17 protein-coding genes and 1 other RNA gene are annotated in these 18,693 nt (G+C 38.9%); 11 read left to right on the top strand and 7 right to left on the bottom strand.

The genetic code is table 11. The features are described 5' to 3' along the window. Positions 1-100 precede the first annotated feature (100 nt). Positions 101-961 carry a Tim44 domain-containing protein gene (locus P20429_RS13095; protein ID WP_007582004.1) on the top strand — a complete coding sequence of 287 codons (861 nt, stop codon included), beginning with the start codon at positions 101-103 and terminating at the stop codon, positions 959-961. A 47-nt stretch (positions 962-1,008) separates the two neighbouring features. Here the strand turns inward: P20429_RS13095 and ggt are convergent, their stop codons facing one another. After that, positions 1,009-2,682 carry a gamma-glutamyltransferase gene (gene ggt, locus P20429_RS13100; RefSeq protein ID WP_007582003.1) on the bottom strand — a complete coding sequence of 558 codons (1,674 nt, stop codon included), beginning with the start codon at positions 2,680-2,682 and terminating at the stop codon, positions 1,009-1,011. A 92-nt stretch (positions 2,683-2,774) separates the two neighbouring features. After that, entirely contained in the window at positions 2,775-3,317 is a 543-nt protein-coding gene (locus P20429_RS13105; protein ID WP_007582002.1) for a GNAT family N-acetyltransferase, read from the bottom strand. A 51-nt stretch (positions 3,318-3,368) separates the two neighbouring features. On the opposite strand from P20429_RS13105, the gene P20429_RS13110 reads away from it, so the two are divergent. Next, positions 3,369-3,734: a hypothetical protein gene (locus tag P20429_RS13110; RefSeq protein ID WP_007582001.1), complete on the top strand. Its 366-nt coding sequence runs from the start codon at positions 3,369-3,371 to the stop codon at positions 3,732-3,734. A gap of 103 nt (positions 3,735-3,837) precedes the next feature. Here P20429_RS13110 and fabB read toward each other — a convergent pair whose 3' ends face one another. Then, entirely contained in the window at positions 3,838-5,049 is a 1,212-nt protein-coding gene (gene fabB / locus P20429_RS13115; RefSeq protein ID WP_007582000.1) for a beta-ketoacyl-ACP synthase I, read from the bottom strand. A 178-nt stretch (positions 5,050-5,227) separates the two neighbouring features. On the opposite strand from fabB, the gene mnmC reads away from it, so the two are divergent. The 3 genes from mnmC (at position 5,228) to P20429_RS13130 (ending at position 8,447) form a co-directional block, all read left to right on the top strand. After that, the gene (gene mnmC / locus P20429_RS13120; protein WP_033026524.1) at positions 5,228-7,237 is read left to right on the top strand and encodes a bifunctional tRNA (5-methylaminomethyl-2-thiouridine)(34)-methyltransferase MnmD/FAD-dependent 5-carboxymethylaminomethyl-2-thiouridine(34) oxidoreductase MnmC; all 2,010 of its coding nucleotides are present in this window, start codon (positions 5,228-5,230) and stop codon (positions 7,235-7,237) included. A 67-nt stretch (positions 7,238-7,304) separates the two neighbouring features. Next, positions 7,305-7,628, top strand: coding sequence for a hypothetical protein (locus P20429_RS13125; protein ID WP_007581998.1), 324 nt, complete (start codon positions 7,305-7,307; stop codon positions 7,626-7,628). A 183-nt stretch (positions 7,629-7,811) separates the two neighbouring features. Then, on the top strand, positions 7,812-8,447 hold the full coding sequence (locus tag P20429_RS13130) for an NAD(P)-binding oxidoreductase (RefSeq protein ID WP_007581997.1): 636 nt from the start codon (positions 7,812-7,814) through the stop codon (positions 8,445-8,447). 179 nt (positions 8,448-8,626) lie between these two features. Here P20429_RS13130 and P20429_RS13135 read toward each other — a convergent pair whose 3' ends face one another. Beyond that, a complete protein-coding gene (locus P20429_RS13135; protein ID WP_007581996.1) occupies positions 8,627-9,385 on the bottom strand; it encodes a sulfite exporter TauE/SafE family protein in 759 nt (252 codons plus the stop codon). Positions 9,386-9,581: 196 nt separating this feature from the next. On the opposite strand from P20429_RS13135, the gene P20429_RS13140 reads away from it, so the two are divergent. The 3 genes from P20429_RS13140 to P20429_RS13150 all read left to right on the top strand — a co-directional run bounded on the left by P20429_RS13140 (position 9,582) and on the right by P20429_RS13150 (position 12,181). Then, positions 9,582-10,586, top strand: a complete 1,005-nt coding sequence (locus P20429_RS13140; protein ID WP_024591658.1) for a YHYH protein — start codon at positions 9,582-9,584, stop codon at positions 10,584-10,586. Positions 10,587-10,621: 35 nt separating this feature from the next. Continuing rightward, a complete protein-coding gene (locus tag P20429_RS13145) occupies positions 10,622-10,918 on the top strand; it encodes a hypothetical protein (RefSeq protein ID WP_007581994.1) in 297 nt (98 codons plus the stop codon). 156 nt (positions 10,919-11,074) lie between these two features. Then, on the top strand, positions 11,075-12,181 hold the full coding sequence (locus P20429_RS13150) for a hypothetical protein (protein WP_237715150.1): 1,107 nt from the start codon (positions 11,075-11,077) through the stop codon (positions 12,179-12,181). 104 nt (positions 12,182-12,285) lie between these two features. Here P20429_RS13150 and ssrA read toward each other — a convergent pair. Then, positions 12,286-12,642, bottom strand: a transfer-messenger RNA (tmRNA) gene (gene ssrA / locus P20429_RS20280). Positions 12,643-12,905: 263 nt separating this feature from the next. Between ssrA and P20429_RS13155 the strand changes: the two genes are divergently transcribed. After that, complete coding sequence (locus P20429_RS13155; protein WP_007581992.1) at positions 12,906-14,531, top strand: DUF342 domain-containing protein; 1,626 nt, start codon at positions 12,906-12,908, stop codon at positions 14,529-14,531. Here the strand turns inward: P20429_RS13155 and rnt are convergent. Then, positions 14,515-15,201: a ribonuclease T gene (rnt, locus tag P20429_RS13160; protein WP_007581991.1), complete on the bottom strand. Its 687-nt coding sequence runs from the start codon at positions 15,199-15,201 to the stop codon at positions 14,515-14,517. The genes P20429_RS13155 and rnt overlap by 17 nt on opposite strands. Positions 15,202-15,403: 202 nt before the next feature. Here rnt and P20429_RS13165 point away from each other — a divergent pair, with 202 nt between their 5' ends. After that, complete coding sequence (locus P20429_RS13165) at positions 15,404-16,282, top strand: OmpA family protein (RefSeq protein ID WP_007581990.1); 879 nt, start codon at positions 15,404-15,406, stop codon at positions 16,280-16,282. Positions 16,283-16,350: 68 nt separating this feature from the next. Here P20429_RS13165 and P20429_RS13170 read toward each other — a convergent pair whose 3' ends face one another. Next, entirely contained in the window at positions 16,351-17,244 is an 894-nt protein-coding gene (locus P20429_RS13170) for a DMT family transporter (protein WP_007581989.1), read from the bottom strand. 216 nt (positions 17,245-17,460) lie between these two features. Between P20429_RS13170 and P20429_RS13175 the strand changes: the two genes are divergently transcribed. Further along, positions 17,461-18,663: an aromatic amino acid transport family protein gene (locus P20429_RS13175; RefSeq protein WP_007581988.1), complete on the top strand. Its 1,203-nt coding sequence runs from the start codon at positions 17,461-17,463 to the stop codon at positions 18,661-18,663. Positions 18,664-18,693: the final 30 nt, after the last annotated feature.

Genomic DNA, 18,693 nt, shown 5'->3' with positions numbered 1-18,693 from the left:
CTTTTCTTTTATACCCAAAACCTCTGATTTTTAAAGTAATTAATTAAACTCCTTAAGAAAGTAAATTATAATCGCGGCTCGATTTTAATTAGGGAATTTCATGAAGAACATCATCGTTATTTTTTCATTATTGGCATTATTATGTACTGCCAGTTTTGATGCACACGCACGTAAAAAGTTTGGCAGTAGCAAACGTGGACAAACTCCTGCAACACAACAAACAGCACAAAAACAAAAAGCAGATACAACAACCCCAACAGCAGCACCTAAAGCCACATCAAATAAAAAAGGCATTATGGCTGGCGTTTTGGGTGGTCTTTTAGCGGGTGGCTTAATTGCAGCAATGTTAGGCGACGATTTTGAAGGTTTTCAGCTATTAGAAATGATTTTATTAGCTGGCGGACTATTTATTTTATTTAAGCTAGTAACAGGCTTTTTACGTACTAATCGTGCCCCACAACTTGCAAATACCAGTGCAGGTACAAGTGCTCAGCAAAATGCTTTTAAACAAGCACCTATCGAGCAACCAACAAGTACAGGCTTTGCTAACAACGCCCCACAAGGTGAAAGTGTCCCTTTTAATTTACCACCTAACTTTGACGTTAATGGCTTTTTGCAAGGTGCCCGTAGTCATTACCATACGCTACAAACTGCATGGAACAATGCCGATTACACCACAATGGCTGAATACTTAAGCCCTGCACTTGTTGCCGAATTTAAAGCTGAACGTGAAGCTATACAAAGCGTAGAAACAGAAGTGATGTTTATTGATGCCGAACTTGTGCGCGCAGATACAAACGCGCAATCGTGGCAGGCTAGCGTTCGCTTTAAAGGTAAGTACCGTGATTTAGGCGATAAAAAAGAACAGCCTATTTTAGAAATTTGGCACTTAGAGCGTCTAATTTCAGACGATGCTCCATGGCTAATAGTGGGTGTTGAAGATTTAATTGATACTCAATAATTTTTATTGTTTAAAACACCGCGCTAAAAAGCGCGGTATTTTTTTATTTAAAAAACAATTGATTTACCGCGCCCTGATGCTTCAGAAGCAGCATCTAATTGCCCATTTTTATTAATAATAACGTGTAAGTCACCAAAGTGTCTCTCGTCTATGGTGTAACCCATTTTTGTAAGCTCTGCTTTTACGCTATCGGTTAAACCAATGTGCGTTCTAATTATATTTTTAGGCCACAATTGATGATGAAAACGAGGGCTATTTACAACCTGCTCTGCACTCATATCAAACTCTACTGCATTTAAGATAGATTCGTACACAGAGCTAATAATGGTTGTGCCACCAGGCGAGCCTGTCACCATTTTAACGGTGTTGTCTTTAAGTAGTATTGTAGGTGTCATCGAACTCAACATACGCTTGTGTGGCTGTATTTCATTAGCTTTACCGCCTATTGCACCAAACACATTCATAACGCCTGGTTTGGCGCTAAAGTCGTCCATTTCATCATTTAAAATAAATCCAGCACCTTCAACAACGACACCGCTACCAAACCCTAAGTTTATTGTGGTGGTATTTGCTACAGCGTTACCCATTTTATCAACGATTGAAAAGTGCGTAGTTTGCTCACTTTCTTTAAGGCCCGGTTTAATATTTTCGGTAGTCGAGATAGCGGTTAACGAAATGCCATTACTGCGCTCTTTGAGGTAGTTAATATTAGTTAACGCGTTTACTGGAACATCAAAAAAATCAGGATCGCCTAAATACTCTGCTCTATCTGCAAATACACGTTTACCTATTTCAGAAAGTAAGTGCACATACTGAGTCGAGTTATGCGCTAAGCCTGTATCTGGTTTTTGTAACTCATACATTTTGAGCCACTGTAAAATAGCAATACCACCTGAACTCGGCGGTGGCGAAGTAAGTACTTCATAACCATTCCAATTCGCTTTAATGGGTGTACGTGATTTAGCGGTATAATTTTTTAAATCATCTTGATTAATAATACCACCATGCTGGTGCATAAATTTAGCAATAATATTTGCAGTCTCGCCTTTATAAAATCCATCTTGGCCGTTATCACGAATACGCTTTAGCGTTGCCGCTAGCTCGGGTTGCTTAAAGACTTTATTGGCTTTTACATCAGCAAAATATTTTTCAAAGTTTACATTTATTTTTTGCTCTTTTAGGTGGGCTATATAATTGCTCACACCTTTTGCTAACTTAGGCGGAACAACAAACCCTTGCTCAGCCAACGTTACAGCAGGCTGTACTAGTGTTTCCCACTTTAAAGTGCCATGCTTTTGATGGGCAAGCCACATACCCGCTACACTGCCAGGTACACCGCTTGCGTGAATGCCATATATTGATTTGTTTGCAATAACATTACCTTGCTCATCTAAATACATATCACGATGAGCCGCTGTTGGCGCTGTTTCGCGATAATCTATAAAATCGCCTTTGCCATCTTTTTGAATAAGCATAAATCCCCCGCCGCCAATATTTCCGGCTTCAGGAAGCGTCACTGCAAGTACAAATTGTGCCGTAATAGCCGCATCAACAGCATTACCGCCTTGCTCTAATATACTTTTAGCAGCATCGGCACTGAACGAGTCAGGCATTGCGACCGCGCTTTGCGCTAAAGGCTGCGCCAAAACACTAAAAGTAGTGAACTGTAAAACCAGTACACTTTTGACGATTAATTTACGTGGTGAAAAAAACAATCCCATACAACATCCTTAATTTATTATTTTTGTTGCCCATATTAATGCACGTCATTTAAGGACAGGTCAATCTTTATGCTGTTGATATTTAATCATCTTCAAACGTTTTTTGAATAAAGTACCGCGGGTAAGTCGCCTTGCTCATCTGTATGTGTATAATTTTTTATAAATTGCAGGCCTAACTTTTTCATTATTGTTATAGAGGCCGTATTATCTTTTAGTGCAGTTGCGCTTATCGCCTTAACGTCATCTTGCTTAATGAGTTCATCACGTAATGCTAAAGCCGCCTCGGTTGCATAACCATGCCCCCAACTAGCTTGTTTAAAGCGCCAACCTATTTCAATATCGCTGTAATTTGGTGCATCACTAAAGAAATCCATAGGTCTTATTAATACCCAGCCAATAAGTATATTGGTTTGCTTTAGAGTGATACTCCACAGCCCCCAGCCTTTTAGCTCATTTCTATATGCGAGCATACGAGGCACTCCCTCATTTTTTATTTGCTCTAAAGAGGTAGGTACACCTCGCGTTAAATACTGCATTACGGCGGGGTCTTGGTCGAGTTCAAATAATTGAGGCCAATCGTGCTCATTCATTAATTTAAAATTTAATCGTTTTGTTACGGGGGCGTTCATTTTCATTGTTGTATAGTCTGCCTCGAATTAATTATCAGTCTCTAAAGGAGATAGCACATGAATAAATTAGCAGGTTTAGCTTTATTAGGCACTTTAATTACATTAACTGGTTGTGAAGATGCCAACGAAGTAAAAGAAGATGCAAAAGATAAAAGCGCACAAATGCAAGAAAAGCTTGGTGATGCATGGAACGACGTTAAAGAGACAACTAACGATCTTAAAAATGATGAGTCTTTAAACGAGCTATTAGAGCAAAGTAAAACAATGGGCTTAGACATGTACGACGACGGCAAAGAGATTGCGGTTGATGCATGGATTAAAAGCAAAGAAACTGCTGGCGAGTTAACTGAAAAAACTAAGCAGAAAGCGCAAGAAATTGCTGACGAAATTGAGCAAGCGCGTAAAGAACATAACGAAGGTTAATTTAACTTTCGATAATAAAAAAGGAAAGCCTCGGCTTTCCTTTTTTGTTTTAAGCAGTTTAGCCCTGACATGTGTTTACATATTTAGGGCTTATAAGCTCAAATTAACCTTTGTACTTACTCATAACTAAAGTAGCGTTTGTACCACCAAAGCCAAAGCTATTAGACATTACAGTATTTAACTCAACGTCACGACGTTCAGTAATAATATCTAAACCTGCCGCTTGCTCATCTAGCTCATCAATATTAATTGAAGGCGCTACAAAGCTGTGTTCTAGCATCAATAATGAGAAGATAGCTTCGTGAACACCTGCAGCACCGAGAGCATGACCCGTCATTGCTTTAGTTGCGCTGATCATTGGTGACTTACCACCAAACACTTCTTGAATCGCACCAAGCTCTTTAACGTCGCCTACAGGTGTAGATGTACCATGCGTGTTTAAGTAATCAATACTGTCTACATCTTGCATAGCTTGGCGCATACAACGTGCTGCACCTTCGCCAGATGGAGCAACCATGTCGTAGCCATCTGATGTTGCACCGTAACCAACTATTTCAGCGTAAATGTGCGCGCCACGTGCAAGTGCATGTTCAAGTTCTTCAACTACAACAATACCGCCGCCGCCAGATATAACAAAACCATCGCGATTTGCATCGTATGTACGAGACGCTTTTTCTGGTGTTTCGTTGTACTTAGTAGAAAGTGCGCCCATAGCGTCAAATTCCATTGCCAATGTCCAGTGTAGTTCTTCACCGCCACCAGCAAAAACAACATCTTGCTTACCCAATTGAATTTGTTCTACTGCATTACCAATACAATGCGCAGATGTTGCACATGCAGAGCTAATTGAATAGTTAACACCTTTAATTTTAAAGGGTGTTGCTAAACAAGCAGATGTAGTGCTCGCCATAGTACGTGGAACCATATAAGGCCCTACACGTTTTACGCCTTTTTCACGTAAAATATCAGCAGCTTCTACCTGCCATTTAGACGAACCACCGCCAGAGCCAACAATAATACCCGTGCGCTCATTTGATACTTGGTCGTCAGACAAACCTGAGTCTTCAATTGCTTGAGTCATCGAAATATAAGAATATGCAGCAGCATCACCCATAAAGCGCATTGCTTTGCGGTCAACATGTGCTTTAACGTCAATATCAATTTTACCCGATACGTTACTACGTAACTTGTAATCGGCAAATTCTTGGTTAAAAGCGATGCCGCTTTTGCCCGTTTTTAACGATTCTAATACTTCTTCTTTGTTGTTACCAATGCTTGATACAACACCGATACCTGTAATTACAGCTCTTCTCATGGGTAATTCCCTTAGCTTAATACTTAATTGCATTCTATTTTACGCGAATTTAATCACCTAAGTGGTCAGCTTTCTAGCGTACACTTGTACTCTGAACTGCTAGCTTATAAATAACGCCAGACTATTACAAAGAAAACCCGTAAAATAATTAAAAATATATCTATAAATTTAAAAAATTATGATTAAGAACGCACATAGTCACATTAATAATTTAGGTACACCTTTGACTAATGACTCCGGTGATATTTATTTTTCTAATGACGATGGCTTAGCTCAATCGCATTATGTGTACTATGAGCAAAATAATATAGATGTACGATTACAAAATCATGACCAATCACATTTTGTTATTGCCGAAACCGGTTTTGGCACCGGTTTAAACTTTTTAAATACGTGGCAACGCTTTAAAGACCACCTTGAGCGGATGCAAGTTCAAAATGAATGTGAAAAAAGCGTAAAACGCCTACACTATATTTCGTTTGAAAAGAATCCCTTAACATTAACAGACTTAAAACAAGCATTAACCGCTTGGCCTACCTTAAGTTATTTTAGTGAGCAATTAACAGTAAACTACCCAATTAATTTAGAAGGATGCCACCGGCTCGAATTTAATAATGGCAGTGTTGTTCTCGATTTATACTTTGGTGATGCGCTTGAATCAATACAAGCAATGAGCTATCCGCAAACAGGAATTGTTGATGCTTGGTATTTAAATGGGCCTGAGCCAAGTAAAAATCCTGATATGTGGCAGCAAAGTTTATTTAACTCCATGGCTGATATAACAAGAGCTAATGCAACCTTATCGACTTTTACTGCCGCTGACTTTGTTCAACGAGGATTAATAGAGGCTGGCTTTAGTACTAAAAAAGCCAAAGATTTTGATCAGAAAGAAGATATGCTGACTGGCCAACTTAAACATGTTAATAACGCTCAATCAACCCCCGCTTATTTTAATCAAGATAGCAGTACTTTAAAAAATGTAGCGGTCATTGGCGGTGGTATTGCCAGTAGCTGTATTTTATACAGCTTGGCTAAACGAGGCATAACCAGCCAATTATTCTGCCAAGATGAAAAGCCTGCAATGGGGGCATCGCACAATGTGCAAGGCGCTATTTACCCTCACCTACAAGCTAAAAACTCGCCGCACAGTGAATTGTTTGCACATAGCTTTTTATACGCAAAACGTTTGTATAACCAGTTACTCAAAAACGGCTTTAGCTTTGATTACGATTGGTGCGGCGTATTACAACACGCAGTGAAAAAACCTCTCGCTGATAAGCACGAAAACTTAGCACAAAAGCAACTGTGGCCAACCCAGCTAATGCGTAACGTAACCGCAGAGCAAGGCGATGAAATAGCCGGCGTAACGACAGGTTATTCAGGCGTGTTTTTTGAACAAGGCGGCTGGGTTAACCCGCCGCAATTAGTAAACGCTATGCTAAGCGCTGCAAACAGCATAAACCCATTTAAAAGCCTATTTAACTGCAATATAAAGCAGCTTAAAAAAACTGATAGCGGTTGGTTTTTATTAACGAATGATGAGCAGCTAGGCCCTTTTAGCGATGTAATTATTTGTGCAGGCGAGCACAGCGATGCATTTGAACAAACAAAAGCGCTACCTATAGTAGGCGTGCGTGGTCAGGTTTCACATATTGAGGCAAGTGAGCAATCACGCAAACTTAAAACAGTGCTATGCCATAAAGGGTATTTTACCCCGGCTTATTTAGATCATCACTGTATGGGTGCCACATTTGAAAAAAACACTAAAAGCCGCCAAGTTACAGCGCTCGACAACCAATTAAACCAAGAGCAACTACTTAGCTTTTACCAACAAAGTGAATTTGCCTCTACCCTTGGCAATATAACCTCGGCAAAAGCGGCTGTTCGCTGCACATTTATAGATCACCTGCCGATGGCAGGGCAATGGTGCGAGCAAAGTGATTACATAATGGCCTTTGCTAATCTACGTTTAGGTAAACGCTACCAATATGAGCAACTTAATAAACCACAACAAGGCCTGCATATTTTTACCGGTTTTGGTGCACGCGCTTTATGCAGCGCACCGCTAAGTGCAGACCACCTCGTAAGTTGTTTAAATAACGAACCCCGTCCATTAAGCGAACGTGTAAGCCAAGCTATTCACCCTGCCCGGTTTATAGTGCGAGACTTAATTCGTAATAAAATTTAAATGACTTCGGTGCTTATTGAGGTAAAATAAGTACCAATAAAAGGAATTTATTACTCAAAGGACTCTAATGAAAACTTTAGCATTTTTAATAGTGTTGCTATGCACTCTATCGTTTAACGTACTCAGCCAAAACGTCACTGAAATCCCACTTCCTGAAGAGTTTGTTACAACGATGGACGTAGCAAGCGAATACCCAATGGTACGTACTGGTTATTTAACCGATTCAATTTCTGATATCACTCGCTTTTATCAGCAAAAATTAGGGGAACCTTCAAAAACAAATGGCAATAGTACATATCGCACTTTGTTTTATAATTACCAAGAACGTAAAGTCCGTATTAGTCTATACCGCCGTAGTTATGTGACCGAAGTGAGTATAATGGTTGAATAAAAAGGTCTAAAAAAACACACCAAAAGCAGCTAATTTTAATACTCAGTTAAGTATTGAATTTTAATTAAAGTATTTTTTGAAATTAGCTCATTTAAACTCTTTTTTACCCTTTAAAAATAATCCCCTACCCCAAGGTCTGTTTGTAAGCACATTACTTTTACTATTTATTGGAAGGAGTTAATTATGAGTAAGACCCTAATTATTGGCGCAAGCGGACAAATAGGTAAAATGACAACTGAGCTACTTTTAGAAAATGAGCAAAATGTTGTGGCATTAGTGCGTGACAAAAATAAGTTAAGCGATTTAAACAGCTCTTTTTTAACTATTGTTGAGCAAGATCTTGAAGGCGATTTTGGTGATGCAATGAAAGGCTGTGACCAAGTGATTTTTGCTGCTGGTTCTGGTGGAAGTACAGGCGATGATAAAACTGTACTCATTGATTTATGGGCTGCAACAAAAGCAGCTACATTCGCTAAAGAGCACGGCGTTAATCACTTTATTATGGTCAGTTCAATTGGTGCTGACGATCCAGATTCGATTCAAGGTGATTTAAAACCTTACTTAGTTGCTAAGCATATGGCTGACGAGCACCTAATAAACAGTGGTTTAAATTATACCATTGTTCGCCCTGGTACATTGACTGACGATAGTGCTTCAATGCAAGTAACTACGCAACAACCAAGTGATCGTTCAGAAGCTAAAATTAGCCGCGAAAACGTAGCCAATGCATTATTACATATTGCGACCAACTCATTTATTAGTAACCGCATTTTTAAGTTGTTTGATGGCGACAAGCCAATTAAAGCCGCTGTTAAATAAGCTTTAATACCAATTTAATTAAACGTATGAACAATTATTACAAAGAATATGTAATTCATCGATAAGGCAAAAAATTACAGTATAGTCGCTCTATATCAGTAACTTTTTGGCGCAATGAATTATTTAATCCTCTTAAATAATTTATGTTTAATAAAATTAAATTTACTCCACTAAACAAATTAGTGGAGTAATATTTTTATACCTTGCCAACCGAGTTGTAGCGTTAATAACGTTAAAACTATCCTAAAAACACGCTTAAATTTATCCCCAGACATCCTTTTAAGTAATTTAATTCCGAACCAAGTTCCTACAGCGCCACTTATTACCATGGCAATTACAAGCGGTATCCATTGCCAAAAACTAAAGCCAACAGCGCCATAAATTATCGCTTTTAATAAATGCTGCACACTCATAATGCTCGAAAACGTTGCCGTAAATTTTAACTTTTCGTAATTATTTATATATAAACAGCTACCAACTAATGGCCCGCTCGCCCCCACAAACATAGAAATAAAAGTAGTTATTCCACCGGCGACCATACGCCACACCTTAGAGGTTAATTTTATAGGTGGCGTTTTACCCCACAGTAAATAAATAACAAAAATAGCGACCACTAACTTCATAGCATCAAGCGATATATCATCAATAACAAAACTTGATAACCCCGCCCCTACTAAGCCGCCTAACGCAAAATATACAAACATGCTTTTATCAATATGCTTAAAACTGAGTAAAAACCTATTTGCATTAGAGCCAAGCTGTACTAAACCATGCACAGGCACAACAACTGCCATTGGCATAAACGACGCCATAACAACAAGCAGCATTAATCCGCCACCAGCACCAAATGCAGCAGATATAAAAGAAGTAAAGCCAGCGGTGATCATTAACAATAAAAACAAAAATAAAGACATGCTGTCGGGAAATAAAAAATCCATAAAACTCCACTGCCTATTTAAGTACTTTTAAGTACTTTTAAGTCGCAGTATTTAAATAGTAAAAAAGGTACTAAACACATTTAGAGAAACTTTATCAGCTTCTATCTCGTGCTATGTACTATGTTGCGTTGTTTTTGCACTTTGTTTGCACATTTAACAAATATTATACATTCAACTTCATTACCGGATATTTTTGATGAGAAGATTTAACACACCAATTTTGACACCGCTTGCAGTGTGCATACTCGCACTGGGTTTAGCTGCCTGTAACGGTAGCGATGCTGAAAGTACAGTTGTAACTGAAACAACCACCGATGAGGGAACTACAACAGATACTTCAACCGATTTTGTTGTAGAAGTCGACCCTTTTAACTTTGAAAGCGATGCGCTCATTTCATCAATTACCACTCAAACATGTACGCTAAGTAATGGCGATGAAGCCTCATGCTACAAAATTGATATTGCCGGTGCGCCTTCAAATTACGAGATTGGTGTATTTTGCCCTCAAAATATCACCTCAACAGCAGACGAAGCCGGTATTTGGTTTGATGGCACCGGTGAGGTTTACGATATAACCGGAGACTTTATTTTAAATCTACCTACATTATATAACGATAGTCATTGGCAGCTATACGACGAAGGTACAGGCCTTGTAAATGTAACCGACACACAAGAATCGTGTGATGGCGCTGCACGTCCAAACGTAGAAGAACAATACCAAAACCACTGCGTAGAATGCTCTATTGATTATGTTGATGGCGGTATATCAGAATCATTTTTAATTCCAATAACGCCTGTTGCAACCACTCAAAATAGCAGTATTGGTAACGCTAATGTGGGTGTTGCTCTCAATGGTGTTGTACTTGCTGCACCCGCGCCTGTTGAGGCTATTTTAGGCGCATACACTATTGCAGCCTTTGATGATTGCGCTGGCCATATTAACTTAGTAGCAGGCTATCACTACCACGGTGAAGCAGGTTGTAGCCAAACACAAATTCAATCAGACGGTCATGCCGCCATGATGGGTTATGCACTCGATGGATTTGGTATATTTGGCATGCTTAACGAAGATGGATTAGAACCCACTGATTTAGACGAATGTAGAGGCCACACCGACGATACACGCGGATACCACTACCATGCAGCCGATGTATCTGAAAACATGTTTATTGGTTGTTTTAAAGGTGCTACCGCAAGATAACTCGCATTCTGGCCAAATAATTAACTGAGATACTAATGAAAATATTTAACGTGATAAAAGCACTAACCACTGGCTTTTTACTTGCTGCCTCATGCTCAGCGCTAAGTCATGCAGGCCACGGCTCAAATGCGCCTTGGGAAGCATGTGAAGCAAAAGCCATTAATGAAGATTGCAGCTACACAAGCCATGATAAAAAAGCGACAGGCACATGCCAAGCAATGAACAAAGTACTTATGTGCGTTCGAAATAAACCACTTGAAACATTAATAGACAAAGCAACCCAACCAGCAAGTGATCAAAAGCAATCTGTAAAATCACTCGCTAAACGATAAAGTAACAGCTACACGCCAAAGCCTTAACGCTGTTTGTTAGGGCTTTTTTAATCGCAAATCATTAGAAAGCATACCCTTTATCTGTTAAGTTAGCTTGGTGTATCAAATAATAAAAATAAAATTCCAAAAATGGAATTACACAAGCAAGGTACTAACGTGAGCACTACATTTAAAATTGTTTTTAATGGTCAGTTATATCAAAATACTGACCTTACCTCTGCCCAAGAACAACTCAGCCAACTTCTTAATATTCCTCATAATATTGTTATTCAGTTGTTTGATGGAAAAGCTTACGCTTTAAAAAAAGACTTATCGAGTATTGATGCTGTTAAAACAGAATCCTCACTTAAAAAGCTAGGTTTGATTACTAAAGTAGAACCTCAACTCATTACTGTAATCTCTCAATCTCAAAATAATCAAATAGCACTCACTGAGCACAGTAAAAATACAGATAAACACATTAGTGAAAGTACTGACGGCAAAAGTATTTCAATACAAAACGAACGCCTAGATACAGACGAAGCCCCAAATACAGCTGCAGCTATTAAGCAAAGTTATAATAAATATAAACTACTGCGTAACACTTTAAAAAGCGCATTGTACTTTTGCTATAGCGCACTTTGTATTATTACCTTAGTAGGTGTAGTGATCAGTGTTAATGCACTTAAAAACAACTTTGGCACTCTAAATAACACAACTACAAATAACACAACTACAAACAACTTAAGTTACCAAAACTATAAACAATATTTGATTGATCAAAATAGCCTAAATCAACCAACACAAAAAGTAACAAACGAGCGAACAGCGAACCCTACACAGCAAAAAAGTAATGAGTACTTTAGTCGCTTTTCATCACTAATAAATAGCTACGCGCAAAGTACAGGACAAGCTGATATAAAAACGATGGGGGGTGATAAATTACAACAGCACCTACAAGAAATAGACGACCTAGGCCCTAAAAATGAATTTTGGCAGCAACTGATACAACTTTCAAAAAGCTTAGATAACGATAAGCACGCAATAGGGATGCTAAACAATACTGATCCCGCCAAAGTACAGTGGATAAACGCGGTAGATTGGATCAGCCAAAGCTATATTAGGCAACATCAAAACTCGCAAACTACAAACAACTCTCCGGTCAGTACCGACGAGCCAAGTAACCCTATACTTAATCTAACGTTGTTAATAAGTATGCTGTCATTATTTAGCCTGCTTGTGATTGCAATAAAAATGAAGCTACGCGCTATAAGACATTTTTAAACTTTACTTTTACTTTATAAATTCCATAAAAAAACCCGCAAATTTGGATTAACAAATTTGTGGGTTTCTTATGGTTTTCGAATAACGAGTTCAAAAACCTTTATTGGTGGAGCTGGGGGGATTTGAACCCCCGTCCGAAAAGCCTCGACCGTCGGTACTACATGTTTAGTATTGTCATTTAATTAACCTTTAAGTCCCGGACAAACACGGTAAATAAAGGCGAGGCCGCTTAGTTTTAGCGCTTCAACCCCGGCCAGGGTTTCCGTCGCGATCAGGTGTTAGGGTGACACTCCAAAATCCAGTCCACAAGAATACATGGAAGGAGCGCTAGCCAGCCTAAGCTGCTAGAGAGTAGTTATCGTCGTTTGCGATTACTTTAGGTTGCGGCTGTTTAACGAGGCAAACCGCACCTCGACATGCACCTTGGGCTTCTTGAATTCCGTCGAATCCTAATCAGCCCCTGAATTAGTAACTCAATTCAGAGCGTGCAAACAGTATAACTGAGTAAAGTACTGATACTCAAGGCCTAGTAACGCTTTATTTTAATTGTATGTGCCAATCGCGTGTTAAGTAACCAAAATTTAGTTTATGCAAGCCTATATAAACATTTACTTAACAATGTGTTTAACCTGTGTTCAAATGAGGAGTTAAGGTTTTTGCTATTTCTAAACCTTTAGTTGTAAAAAATAAAAATAATAACAGGCATAGAGTAGGGAATTAATAAATGTCGGTTTTTTCATTTGATAAAAGTACAGGGTTTGTCTCTTTAGAAAGTCACCCTATTGATAGTGGTTTTCCTGTTACAAGTACTCAGTTAACGCAAATGCTAGAGCAATCTGAGTTTAGTGAGTACGAAGCTGTCATTGCCAATATTGGAAAGCTTTTTGCGCCAACTAAAAACTATCAGGAAGTATCGCTTGTCGTTGCTAAAGCTGTAGATGCGTCGCTTATCATTAATATTGATGAAAAAAACATGGTCGCAGAAGCAACATTAACTACCGCTAAAGGTGGCGCACTTTTGTCTATGGAAGGCGCGCAGAAAGCACTTGCTGATGCAGGTGTTAAAAAAGGAATAAGTCCTCGTGCGCTTGATACCTTTTTAGGCCAGCAGTTTGAGCAACCAGCAGGAAGCTCTTACAGTGCCATAATTGCACATGGGCGCAATCCAAAAGAAGGCAGCGATGCCAAATTTGTACGTTTATGCTCAACAGCTCAAGACCGAGTACTTAGCCCACAAGCTAAAGAAGGCGGTAAGGTTGATATGAAAAACCTTGGCGCTATTATCACCGTAAAACCTGGCACTCCCTTAATGCAGCGTATTGCAGCTACACCTGGGGAAGAAGGCTATACGGTATTTGGCGATTCAATTAGTGCAAAACCAGGTAAAGATCACCAACTCCAGCCTTTCGAAGGTACAAAAGTAGATCCTAATAATCCTAATATGCTTATTGCCGACTGCAAAGGTGTGCCCGTTGCCCTACCCCGTGGTATGCGTGTAGATGACGTTTTATGCTTTGATAACGTAGATGTAAGTACAGGCCATGTTGATTTTGATGGTAGCGTAATTATTACTGGCGATATTAAAGACGGCATGCGTGTAAAAGCCAACGGTGATATTACGGTACTTGGTTTTGTGGAATCAGGAACTGTTGAAAGTAAAAGTGCGGTAACCATTATGCTTGGCGCAATTGGCCGAAAACGTGAAGGCGAGGAAGCATTTACGTGCTGTATAACCGCTCAGCGAACTATTTCGATTGGTTATGCCCAGTACTGCAATATTAAATCCGAACAAGATTTATTTATTGAACGCCAAGCTCTACATTGTGATTTAAGTGCTAGGCGATTAATACGTGTAGGCAAAGCAAATGATCCGCGAGGTAAAATTATTGGCGGTAATATTTTAGATGCTATGCGCATTGAAACGGGTGAGCTAGGCGCGCCAGCCGGTACTAAAACACGCGTATTTTTAGCACAACTCTGGTTTGAGCTTCGCCAAAAGCAAACACAAATAACCGATTTTGAAAAAGTACTTGCGACTAAAGTAACCGCTTTACAACAGGCTCGTGAAAAAGCGAGTAAAATTGCGGGGGCTGCTCAGCGTCAGCAATTCATGAATAAGATAACTGAAAATGAAAAGCATATAAAAATACGCTCTGCGCATATTCATCGTCAAAAACTACTTATTAAGCAAAAAATAGTGCAATTACTTGCCAGCAGTCGTTTAAAAGTAAATGAATTAATGCACCCTGGTGTGGAGCTTAAAATAGCGAAAGATTCTAAACAATTTTCGCGTATTTATCCGCCCCACCTAGTTAAGCTAACTGAGGGTAAAATTACTCAGACGTTTTAGTTTCTTCGTCATTTTCAGTTTCAACTTCAGCGTCATCTAGTGGCGCTAATGGCCAACCACCTAATTGCTGCCAGCGGTTTACTATTAAACAATAAAGCTCAGCTGTACGTTCTGTGTCGTAAAGCGCTGAGTGCGCTTGGCTGTTATCAAACTCGATACCAGCCGCTCTACATGCTTTTGCTAATACAGTTTGCCCTAACGCTAAACCCGCTAAAGATGTTGTATCAAAGCTTACGAACGGGTGAAATGGCGTACGCTTAATGTTATTACGCTCTATTGCTGCATTTAAAAAGCCATGATCGAATGCGGCATTATGCGCCACAATAACTGAACGTTGGCACCCAGCAGCCTTTTGCGCTTTGCGTACTACTTTACATATTTCTTTAATTACTTCATCTTCAGGTACTGCGCCACGTAATGGTGAAAACGGGTCTATACCGTTAAAGTCGATGGCTGCTTGTTCTATATTAGCGCCTTCGAATGGCTGAACATGAAAATGAACAGTATGATCTATGCTGAGCAGTCCTTCGTCATCCATTTTTAAAACAGAAGCTGCTATTTCTAACAAGGCATCTGTTTCTTTGTTAAAACCTGCAGTTTCAACATCAATAACAACAGGAAAAAATCCACGAAAGCGTTTTGCGAAAGGTGTTTGCTCAGTATTTGCCATAGTCTTCTTTGTTTATACGTGTAAGCTGACTATTATGTCAAAATTGATGCCCCCTAGGCTAGGGGATTTAAGTATTTATTGCTTTAAAATTGTAGGCACATAACTTGCTTTAATTTATAAGTTAGTTATACAGAGAACAAACTAATCATTGCAGTCGTTAATTTGCCAAATTATTGGCATTCCCGGATAGCTGGAGAGCACCATGAAGTATAAGTTGTTATTTATTAGCCTTAGTATAAGTGCAGTACTTTACAGTACTCACTCGCAAGCTGCTATGCGCCAATATACAGCAACCCAAGACAACTCCAACTGGGAAGTCGTTAAAACCACGCGCTTACAATGCCAATTAAATCATGAAGTTCCTTATTATGGGGAAGCTATTTTTAAAGCTTCAGCAAGTAAAAATAAAAACTTAACGTTTAATTTAGATATGGTTGTACGCCCAGATAACTACGCAATTGCAGGTTTAAAAGCAGTGCCACCTACATGGCGTGCAGGATTGCCCGCTCGCGATATTGCAAATATGAAATTACTTAAAAAGTTTGATGGCGAGCTAGGCAATAAAACCGCATGGGAAATGCTTACCGAGCTTGAAAAAGGCTACTACCCTACTTTTTATTATCAAGACTGGCAAAACAGTGCCGATAAAATTGCCGTTGGTATATCGAGCGTAAACTTTAAACAAGCTTACTGGGCTTTTTTACAATGCCGTGATGAGCTACTCCCTTACAGCTTTGAAGATATTTCGTTTACTGTAATGAACTATCAATCTAACAGCAGTAAATTAACTAAATCCTCGCAACAACGTCTTGATAAGATTGCTGAGTATTTAAAAAATGATGCAAGCATAGAGTCCATTAGTATTGACTCATACACAGATAGTTATGGCGGACGCTGGAATAACTTAGATTTATCGCGCAAGCGCGCCAAAACTATAAAAGATTATATGGTGAGCTTGGGTGTTGATGAAGCCAAAGTACAAACAACCGGTTTGGGCGAAAAACGCTTTGTTGATAATAACGATAACATTTTAAGCCGAGACAAAAACCGTCGTTTAATTATTCAAATTGAAAAAATGTAGTAAAGCTAATTTGCGCTTACTTTCTTTCGCTTTAAAACTTATCACTAAATTGAAAAAATGTAGTAAAGCTAATTTGTGTTTACTTTATTTCGCCTTAAAAACTTATCACCAAATTGGAAAAAACCTAGACTAATTAAAATAATAACCGCACCAATTATTAGTTCTTGGCTTAATGACTCATTATTTAGCCAAGCTCCCAAGCCTAACGCAAAGCTAGGAGTTATAAGTGTAGTAAGTGATACCGTGCTTGCATTTAGGTTTTGCAGCACATGAAAATACGCCAAAGCCCCTACTAAAGATCCAAATATTCCTAGATAACCAATAGCCCACAATGATTTTGCACTCCAGTTTTGTATATGCAACTCACCATCTAATAACCACCAAGCAATAAAAAAGAGTGGGGTTACAAAAACTAAGGCACCAAATGTTGTCGCCATAGGATGAATCGCAATTTGTACGCGCTTAATCATCACACCACTTAAACTAAAAAAGCAGACAGCCATAAACACATAAAGTAACCCGAGCCCTTGAGTTTGCGAGTTTTGTACTTGGTTATAACTAACAAAATATAAGCCGATTAAGGCGCACGCTAACGCCACTAATTTAATCGGGCTAAATTTAGGTTCATTTAATAACTGCTGAGCAAGCAACCCCGACAAAATAGGTGCAAGGCCAAACATAAGCGAAATAATACCCGAAGGAACTGTTTTAGCTGCCATATAGCTTAGTAACATACCGCCAAAAATACCTATACTCGAATAAAAATAAAGTAAGCATGCATTTTTGCTCCAAGGTACTCTAATGTTTGTTATGGCAACAATTAAACCACCTAAAAACAACCCCACCAGCATACGCATTAATACAGCAAGCGTTGGCGATACTGTTTCACTGCTCCACACAATCCCCAGAGGTGTAGTAGACCAAATGAGAACCATAAAAAAATACGATACTTTTACCGGCACATGCCAATCCTTAGCGTTTTATAACGCAATCCAACGTACATAAAATTATACCCTCACCACCCTATTTTAATACTTTTAAATGCATACAAGTCCTTAATAAATACAGTTGTAAATTGTAGGTTACATTTTAATACCGTTCTTTTATTACAAAACTATTTGAGATTTGAGTAACTAGTTATATCGTGCATGTATATTAATAATAATTAAGGTAATTAAGTGCTTAAAAATAAAACAACTGGAAGCATGTTAATTGTTGCAGGCACAACTATTGGTGCAGGTATGTTGGCATTGCCAATTGCATCTGCCGGGCTTGGGTTTAGTACCGCGCTTGCATTGATAATTGCTAGCTGGTTACTAATGACCTACACCGCACTACTCATGCTAGAGCTACATCAATATGCACCACGCGATGCAACGTTAAATACGTTGGCTAAATTATGGCTTGGAAAGCGCGGACAATACATCGCGAATTTTTCGATGGTTTTTTTATTTTACGCTTTATGCGCTGCTTATATTGCAGGTGGTGGTGCACAACTCCAAGCGCGTATAAATATAGGCTTTGATGTAAATATAGCCCCACAGTTTGGCTCTGTAATCCTCGCTGTTATTATTGCAAGTGTGGTAACGCTAGGCACTAGCAAGGTAGATAAACTAAACAGAGTGTTATTTACTATAAAAATTATTGTATTAGCTAGTTTGTTTTACATGCTAACCCCTTATGTACAAGGTAAGCATTTATTAGAAATGCCTGTAGAGCAAGGGTTAATCCTTTCGGCTATACCGGTTATATTTACTTCGTTTGGCTTTCATGGCTCTATTCCTTCAATTGTTAAATATGTTGGTGTAGAAATAAAAGTACTGCGCAAAGTAATGATTGCTGGAGCCGCCCTGCCTTTAGTCATTTATATTTTTTGGCAACTACTTAGCCAAGGTATTATGAGCCAAGCTGACTTACTCAACAGCCAAGGCCTTAGTGGCTTTGTATCAAGCGTAGCAAGTATTGCGCATAACCCAAGTGTAGCAACGGCCGTTAAGTTATTTGCTGATTTAGCACTTGCGACATCATTTTTAGGGGTGAGTTTAGGGTTATTTGATTTTTTTGCTGATACATTTAAAAAAGGTGACAATAAAACGGACCGAATTAAAACGGCCTTAATTACGTTTATTCCGCCGCTTGGCTTTGCATTATTTTATCCTCAAGGCTTTATTATGGCTTTAGGTTACGCTGCAATAGCACTTGTCGTACTTGCAATATTTTTGCCTGTAGCAATGGTTTATAAACAGCGTACAACATCAAGTAAAACAGGCTATAAAGTTAAAAGTGGGAATGTTGGGCTTGGCATAGCAGCTATATGTGGCATAACGATTATTGCTGCGCAGTTTATGCAAATGGCGGGGCTAATCCCTGCTATCGGTTAAATCTTTTTGTTTTAATTTAGATAATAAAAA

This window comes from Pseudoalteromonas sp. BSi20429 (genome assembly GCF_000238895.1).
Lineage (GTDB): Bacteria > Pseudomonadota > Gammaproteobacteria > Enterobacterales > Alteromonadaceae > Pseudoalteromonas > Pseudoalteromonas arctica.
This window is presented reverse-complemented; position numbering and strand designations above follow the sequence as displayed.

What these genes read in the sequence shown, in the direction of transcription:
- P20429_RS13110 (WP_007582001.1), top strand. Translation starts at nt 3,369, where the DNA reads ATGAATAAATTAGCAGGTTTAGCTTTATTAGGCACTTTAATTACATTA.
- P20429_RS13125 (WP_007581998.1), top strand. Translation starts at nt 7,305, where the DNA reads ATGAAAACTTTAGCATTTTTAATAGTGTTGCTATGCACTCTATCGTTT.
- rnt (WP_007581991.1), bottom strand. Translation starts at nt 15,201, where the DNA reads ATGGCAAATACTGAGCAAACACCTTTCGCAAAACGCTTTCGTGGATTT.
- P20429_RS13140 (WP_024591658.1), top strand. Translation starts at nt 9,582, where the DNA reads ATGAGAAGATTTAACACACCAATTTTGACACCGCTTGCAGTGTGCATA.
- fabB (WP_007582000.1), bottom strand. Translation starts at nt 5,049, where the DNA reads ATGAGAAGAGCTGTAATTACAGGTATCGGTGTTGTATCAAGCATTGGT.
- mnmC (WP_033026524.1), top strand. Translation starts at nt 5,228, where the DNA reads ATGATTAAGAACGCACATAGTCACATTAATAATTTAGGTACACCTTTG.
- P20429_RS13155 (WP_007581992.1), top strand. Translation starts at nt 12,906, where the DNA reads ATGTCGGTTTTTTCATTTGATAAAAGTACAGGGTTTGTCTCTTTAGAA.
- P20429_RS13165 (WP_007581990.1), top strand. Translation starts at nt 15,404, where the DNA reads ATGAAGTATAAGTTGTTATTTATTAGCCTTAGTATAAGTGCAGTACTT.
- P20429_RS13105 (WP_007582002.1), bottom strand. Translation starts at nt 3,317, where the DNA reads ATGAAAATGAACGCCCCCGTAACAAAACGATTAAATTTTAAATTAATG.
- P20429_RS13095 (WP_007582004.1), top strand. Translation starts at nt 101, where the DNA reads ATGAAGAACATCATCGTTATTTTTTCATTATTGGCATTATTATGTACT.
- ggt (WP_007582003.1), bottom strand. Translation starts at nt 2,682, where the DNA reads ATGGGATTGTTTTTTTCACCACGTAAATTAATCGTCAAAAGTGTACTG.
- P20429_RS13145 (WP_007581994.1), top strand. Translation starts at nt 10,622, where the DNA reads ATGAAAATATTTAACGTGATAAAAGCACTAACCACTGGCTTTTTACTT.
- P20429_RS13135 (WP_007581996.1), bottom strand. Translation starts at nt 9,385, where the DNA reads ATGGATTTTTTATTTCCCGACAGCATGTCTTTATTTTTGTTTTTATTG.
- P20429_RS13130 (WP_007581997.1), top strand. Translation starts at nt 7,812, where the DNA reads ATGAGTAAGACCCTAATTATTGGCGCAAGCGGACAAATAGGTAAAATG.